Raw genomic sequence first — 7,103 nt, forward strand, 5'->3', positions numbered from 1 at the left:
AATGATAATACGATCAGATATGAAAAAAACATCCGGGATATCATGGCTGATCATAACAGCGGTAAACCCGAATTTTTTTCTGTAATGGGTAATCATGCTCAGGATCATGTTCTTCCTGATGGGGTCCTGACCCGTAGTCGGTTCATCAAAGAGCACGATCTTGGGGTCCGTTACAAGTGCCCGCGCCAGGGCTACCCTTTTCTGCATGCCGCCCGATAGCTCGGAAGGATATTTATTAAGGGCTTCATTGAGTTCCAGGTCCTCAATCCTTTTCAATACCTTTTCTTCAATTTCTTTCTTGCTGAGGTCCATGGTCTGACGCAACGGGAAAGCAACATTATCGAAAACCGTCATGGAATCGAGGAGGGCATTATTCTGGAACAGGTAGGAGATGGTACTTTTGTATGCTGCACGTTCAGCTTTATTCATCTTGTCGATAGGCATCCCCTGAAAAAGAATGGCGCCTTCATCAGGATTGAGCAGGCCGATAATGTGTTTCAGGAATACGCTTTTTCCGGTTCCGCTCTTCCCGATGATCGTTGTAATCTGGTTTTCATAGATGCTCGCATTGACCTTGTTTAATACAATCTTATCATTGAACTGCTTTGTGACGTTTCTGAATTCTATCAAAGGCACATTTTCCACGGTCATCCTTACATAATAAAAGAGGTTACAACATAATCCGCAATAAGTATCATCACGCATGAGATTACCACAGCCGAGACTGTGGCAAGACCCACGGCCCTGGCCCCGTAACCGTCGCTCCGCATATGGCAGAAATAGCCCTGAAAACAACATGTGCATGAAACAATTACGGCAAAGACAAAGGCCTTAATAAAACCTCCCCTGACATCTACCATATTAATAGATGACTGTACCCGGTAAAAATATGTGCCTGCGTTTGTGCCAAGCAGGAGAACGCCCGTGAAATATCCTCCCAGTATCCCGATCAGGTCAAAAAATGATGTGAGCAGGGGGAAACTGATGATTGAAGCGGCGATCCTCGGGCTGATAAGATAACGAACTGGATCGATCCGCATGGAGTACAGGGCATCGATTTGCTCGGAGATACGCATGATGCCGATCTCTGCTGTCATGCCGGAGCCTGCCCTTGCAGTAATCATAATAGCCGTCAGAACCGGGCCCAATTCCCTGATAAGGGAAAGCGCTACGGCAGATCCAAGGGCGCCTACAGAGCCAAACTTCACCAGGGTGTAGAAAAGCTGCAGCCCCATGACCATGCCGGTGAAAAGACCTACGAGCATAACAATCAGGGATGACCTGGCACCGATATAATAAACCTGTTTTACTATCTCAATAAATTGCTTTTTACGGAAGATACTGAAAAAGGCCAGGGAAAAGAAAATAACCATTGCACCCATATTGCCCAACAGGCCCAATATCTTCTTGCCAGTATAAGAAAAAACAAGTGCTAAAGGATTATTATGTTCCGGTAAGGGTATTTCCGCCAAATCTCCTCCGCTGCCTTTTTTGAATATTTAAATTTATTGAATATTTTAACATATTCTTTCAACTGTGCAACTTTTTTCTACAAAATTCTCCAGTGGCCAGGTATTCTTTAGACATCTTGCCTTCCGGATTCATTCAAGCTTTTTCCAACAGAAGTCAGGGCACAATAAGACTTATCATCCTTCTTCGTACATAACCTCTTCTTCTTTTACCACTTCACCCTTGACAAAGGCCAAAAGTTCTTGCAGCACAGGGAGCACGTCTGTCCTGAACCTGCCGGCAACGAGGATATACATGATATCATCGCCAATCTTCAACTCCCCCTGGTTGATCCATGCCTTGATTTCTGCTATGCCGTCTTTTTTTTTCATTTCATTTACACAGGATTCAAGTTTTTCTTTGTCAAAGGACAGCTTCATCCCTTTTACAGGTTTTCCGTTCTTTGCAGTGGCCCTGACTACACCGTTATGAGCAAGCATCATGCCCAGGGCTTCCGGATCTGCATGCGCCTTTATTTCACGTATCCATTCGTCTATCATATTGAACCTCCTTTAAATTTTCTCTTTTTACCTGTATGGCAATATGAAAAAATATGGTGAGTATCAAAAAGCCCATACCGTATATCCCTATGCTTATCAATATTTCAGGCAATGTGGGCAAATAACCCGATATTTCTCCCAAAGGCGATGGGATAAAACCGGTTACAATAAGACCTATCCCCTTTTCAATCCAGACTGATACAATAACGGCAATACAGGCTGCGATTATAACATGCTCATTTCCGCGGGTTTTCTGGTTGACCAGGAGAAAGGCTGCTGTCCATGCAAGTATGATGGAAAACCACATCCAAAGGGTAAGCGAAGGCTGTCCGGGCAGACCAAAGAGGATACCATGAAAATATAGCACGTGCCCGGGAATATTGCCGTAGAAGACAGTAAACAACTCAACAAGAAAAAGAAATATATTTACGATCAGGGCATATGTGACAATCTGCATCATTTTTCTTATTGCCTCCTGACCGGCATCGAAGCCTGCTCTCTTTCTCACGATAATGCATATCAGGATAAGAAGCGCAGGGCCTGACGCAAAAGCCGATGCGAGGAATCTCGGGGCAAGGATGGCTGTTAACCAGAACGGACGGGCCGCAAGTCCTGCATATATGAATGCCGTTATCGTATGTATGCTTATTGCCCAGGGTATGGAAAGGATAATAAGAGGTTTTATCCATTGGGGTTGGGCTTCTGATTTACGTTCCGATTCAAGGCTCTGCCGGCCGATGATAAAATTCAGTATTAAATAAACAGACAGGGCAATCATATCCCAGAAGAGTATCGACTGGGGCGAAGGGTAAAGAAACACGTTAAATACACGGGCAGGCTCGCCAAGATCAACAAAAACAAAAAGCATGGCCATTATCACAGCAGATACTGCAAGAAATTCTCCCAGCACAGTGATGCCGGCAAATGCCTTGCAGTCGTGAAGGTAATAGGGCAGTATTACGATTATTGCCGATGCCGCAATACCTACGAGGAAGGTAAAATTTGCTATGTAGAGCCCCCATGAGACATTTCTTCCCATGCCGGTTATGCCCAGACCGTATTTCAACTGGAATATATAGCAGATAAAGCCGGCTAAGACAAAACCGGTGAGGACACTTATCCATGTCCAGTACGTTTTGCTCCCCTTAAGCGCTTTCTCGATCATGCAACCTCATATTTATTCGTTCACACTTCACAATCTGTTTCATACACGTTTAATACCGCCGCGGGCGGGTTAATCCTCACAGTAAATAATATACCACGGGTTCAGTGCCGAGGTATGCCCTGCGTTGGATGCTGTATCTCCTGCTCAACAGTGCTTTCACTTTTGATCGGGGCGCCCGGATATCCCCGAAAGTCAGTGCCTTTTGGCTGCAAGCCTCAACACAAGCCGGCATAAGACCCTTTGCCAGCCTCTCTTCGCAAAAATTGCACTTTTCAACAACACCTTTAGTTCTCGTTGGAAAACCCTCGTTTATGCTTTTAATAAAGGGTCTGGGATTTCTCCAGTTAAAACTCCTTGCACCATAGGGACATGCAGCCATACAGTACCTGCAGCCTATACACCTGTGATAATCCATCATCACAATCCCGTCTTCCCTCTTCCATGTCGCCTTTGTCGGGCATACCTTCACGCAGGGAGGATGCTCACAGTGATTGCACATGACAGGTACAGGAGCTTTCAGCAAAATCTCTTTCGTAAAAGCATGTGCCTGGTCCTTAAAGACATCTTTGTAGGGAGCGGTCCATATCCACTTGATCTCATCCTTCGGATTGCCGAAATCGGGTATGTTGTGGATGCGGGTACAGGCGTCTATGCAATCCCTGCAATTGTCCTTTTTTGAACATAAATTAAGATCGACCGCCATTGCCCATTTCTGTAATGCCAATGTTTCTGTTGGCAAACCGTCCTTTGCAAACACGGTTTTGGGCAACAAATCCGCAAGGGGTTGGAATGCCAATCCTGTGAAGGACAATCCGGCTAATTTTAGAAAACTTCTCCTATCCATCCTTCCTCTTTTGTTCATAATTCACAGCTACTTCAGTGAATAGTCAAAGGCATTAACTGTTCACTTACGACTATTCACTATTCACTACCTTCTTAGCATACGCCTGCGGCACATTATGGCAATCCCAGCAAACAGGTTTTACACCTGCATAGTCGTGGCACCTGTCGCAGAATTCAGCCTTGCTTGAATGACAGCCCATGCACGTACCTGTGAGACTTATTGTATAGGTCTTTCCGTCACGGCCCGTGTATGATTTTGTGCTTTCTCTGACTGCAACCTTTTTCCAGTAATTCAATAAATCCATGTGCCTGGCTTTCATATACTGCGCATCTTCTACACATTGTCTCGCATCTGTTGCTACCTTCAGATCAGGCACATATCCTGCCCTTCCGGTAAAGGCATTATACCAGAAAGGGCTCAGCATTATTATGAGAAATAGGATAATACCGGTGATTATCTTCCCTGTATCATACATCAATATTCATCCTTAGTCTTTTCACTCTTTACTCCAGAGGTTCTCCCCGCAGGTTTGTCGTCCTTTCCTTTTCTCCTTTCATAATAAGGGCGTTCCCCACAAGTTCATGGACACCACAGACTTCCACACCCGGCACCCAGTATTCAAGCAGCGGCGGCAAAGAAGCCTTGTCTATTGCACACATACAGGCAAGCATATTTACATCGTGCTTTTCCCTTACATATTTCACAGCATTTGCCCTTGGGAAGCCCCCTCTTAATCTCATCTCGATATTTTCATCCGCACCGAGACCGGCTCCGCTTCCACAGCAAAATGTCCGTTCCCTGATTGTGTTTTCCGGCATCTCGTAAAAAGCATTGCAGACATTGTTGATAATATATCTGGGTTCCTCAAAAAGACCCATACTCCGTGCAGGGTTACATGAATCGTGAAAGGTGATCCTGTGTTTGTCGTTCCGGCTTTTATCGAACCTCAGCTTGTTGTGGTATATCAGGTCGGCAGTAAATTCCGCTATATGCACCATTTTGGCAGATTTTGCATTCTCGAATTTTGTTCCGGTAATCGGCGATTTCGGCTCTTCCATAAAATTGGCAGGACCGTTAAATGTATCCATGTACTGGTGTATCACCCTCCACATATGCCCGCACTCACCGCCAAGAATCCATTTGACCTTTAACCTCTTTGCCTCCTCGTAAATCTTGGCATTGAGCCTCTTTGCCAGTTCAGATGAGTGAAAAAGGCCGAAGTTGCCCCCTTCCGAGGCAAAAGCGCTCCATGTATAGTCAAGCCCTATTTCATGGAACAGCATAAGGTAACCCAGAAAGGTAAACCAGTGCGGACTGGCAAAATAATCGGCAGAAGGGGCAACAAAGAGAATTTCCGCCCCCTTCCTGTTTATCGGGGCTTCTATCGCAATCCCGGTCAAATCTTTCAGCTCATCCAGGGCAAAATCAAAGGTTTCTTTCAATGCATGCGGCGGAACGCCCAGATGATTGCCTGTCCTGAACGAGTTCGATGCAGGCTCTACAACCCACTGTACATTACATCCCACAAGGTTCAGAAGCTCCCTCCCCATCATGGTAATTTCACTTGTATCAATGCCGTAAGGACAGAAGACTGAGCAGCGCCTGCATTCCGTACACTGGAAAAAATAGTAGAACCATTCTTTCAACACCTCTTCTGTCAGGTCTCTTGCACCGGCAAGCCTTCCCAGGAGCTTTCCCGCAACAGTGAAATACCTCCGGTAGACAGACCGCAGGAGCTCTGCCCGGAGTACCGGCATGTTCTTCGGATCACCGGAGCCGATGAAGAAGTGGCATTTATCGGCGCAGGCCCCGCACCTGACACATATATCAAGGAAAAGTCTGAAAGAGCGATGCCTTTTGAGAAGCTTTCCCATCCCTTCAATAATGATCTCCTTCCAGTTTTCGGGGAGTTTCCAGTCTATGTCAGTGGGCTGCCATTCACGGGGATTCGGAAGCTCAAGGTATTCCTGATGTTTCAAGGGGGCGCTGTAACAATACGTCCCTTTCAGGAACTCAGGCTTTGTGTTCATCCAATCCTGCCCTTTCGGTTCAAGATTGACATCATTCAGCATTTCGTCAGGTGTTTTCACTTTATCCTCAACCATCTTTTTTCTTTGTTGAAACGCTCAAGTTTCAATTTTCTAAATTCTAATTTCTAAATTCTAAATTTCTTTTCATCTTTCCTTCTCCGTTGGCAGCCCCGCCTCTTTCATCGCTTCCCTGAAAATATCCTCCCATTCCTCGTAAGTACGCACCGCTACAGGGTAATCCCAGGGATTGACATGCCTTTTCATGCGGCTGTCATTCTTAAGGTTTCTCGTGGGACTTAAAAAGACCCCACCCATATGCATGAGTTTGCTGAAGGGAAAATAGGCAAACAGGGTACTCACCAAAAAAAGATGCACGTAAAAGACAAGACCGGTTTCTTTCGGGATAACCGGGTGCAAACCGACAATGCCCAGTGCAAACCTTTTTATTTCCATAATATCCACTTTATAAAAATATCTTAACAACATACCGGAAATGCATATGCCAAAAACAAGCAGCAGGGCGAAATAATCAGCAGGGAGAGATATATACCGAACCTGCGGGGAAGTCACCCTTCTGAAAAAGAGATATAAAAGTGCAACAATAATGCATATATCGGTCATTAACAGGGCCGGTAAGGCGATCTCAAAAATCCCGTCAATCCTTTGAAGCCATGCTATGTATGACGGTATTGGCTCAAGAAACAGCCTGAAATGTCTTATAAGGATTACCAGAAGCGACCAGTGGAACACCAATCCGGCAAGCCAGAGCCCTTTGTTGCCGTTGAAGAGGAGCTTCTGCCCCTCTTTCAATTCCGTACAATCATTTCTGAAAAGTGAACGGAAAAAGCATATTTCCAAGACCATGCGCCGCAATACCCCCCATGCGGTATATGGGCTTTCCGTGTTGTTTGCCTTGATCCACGGGAGTGATTTCGCCTGGCCGCAAACCGTCGGGATGGAAAACGGAACAGGAGAGCGAGCCCATGTGATGATACGGTATATAAAACCTGTAATAAAGATGACAAGCGCTGTATAAGGCATCACAACACCGAAAA

At 45.5% G+C, this 7,103-nt stretch carries 8 protein-coding genes; all 8 read right to left on the reverse strand.

Annotated features, from left to right (window positions below):
- Positions 1–705 (reverse strand): ATP-binding cassette domain-containing protein (locus NT178_07815; GenBank protein ID MCX5812437.1); only part of this gene is annotated, 705 nt, incomplete at its 3' end.
- The gene (locus NT178_07820) at positions 654–1,382 is read right to left on the reverse strand and encodes an ABC transporter permease (GenBank protein MCX5812438.1); all 729 of its coding nucleotides are present in this window, start codon (positions 1,380–1,382) and stop codon (positions 654–656) included. The genes NT178_07820 and NT178_07815, both read right to left, overlap by 52 nt.
- A 264-nt stretch (positions 1,383–1,646) precedes the next feature.
- Positions 1,647–2,009 carry a molybdenum cofactor biosynthesis protein MoaE gene (locus NT178_07825; GenBank protein ID MCX5812439.1) on the reverse strand — a complete coding sequence of 121 codons (363 nt, stop codon included), beginning with the start codon at positions 2,007–2,009 and terminating at the stop codon, positions 1,647–1,649.
- Positions 1,987–3,174 (reverse strand): polysulfide reductase NrfD, encoded by a 1,188-nt coding sequence (nrfD, locus tag NT178_07830; GenBank protein MCX5812440.1) that lies wholly within the window; start codon positions 3,172–3,174, stop codon positions 1,987–1,989. The genes NT178_07825 and nrfD overlap by 23 nt, the downstream gene beginning before the upstream one ends.
- 76 nt (positions 3,175–3,250) lie before the next feature.
- Positions 3,251–4,018: a 4Fe-4S dicluster domain-containing protein gene (locus NT178_07835; protein ID MCX5812441.1), complete on the reverse strand. Its 768-nt coding sequence runs from the start codon at positions 4,016–4,018 to the stop codon at positions 3,251–3,253.
- Between the two features lie 70 nt (positions 4,019–4,088).
- Positions 4,089–4,493 carry a sulfate reduction electron transfer complex DsrMKJOP subunit DsrJ gene (gene dsrJ / locus NT178_07840; GenBank protein MCX5812442.1) on the reverse strand — a complete coding sequence of 135 codons (405 nt, stop codon included), beginning with the start codon at positions 4,491–4,493 and terminating at the stop codon, positions 4,089–4,091.
- Positions 4,494–4,521: 28 nt separating this feature from the next.
- Positions 4,522–6,123 (reverse strand): (Fe-S)-binding protein, encoded by a 1,602-nt coding sequence (locus NT178_07845; GenBank protein MCX5812443.1) that lies wholly within the window; start codon positions 6,121–6,123, stop codon positions 4,522–4,524.
- A 69-nt stretch (positions 6,124–6,192) separates the two neighbouring features.
- Positions 6,193–7,103: sulfate reduction electron transfer complex DsrMKJOP subunit DsrM (gene dsrM, locus NT178_07850; GenBank protein ID MCX5812444.1), on the reverse strand; the 911-nt coding region annotated here is incomplete at its 5' end.

The sequence above is a fragment of the Pseudomonadota bacterium genome, assembly GCA_026388255.1.
Lineage (GTDB): Bacteria > Desulfobacterota > Syntrophorhabdia > Syntrophorhabdales > Syntrophorhabdaceae > JAPLKB01.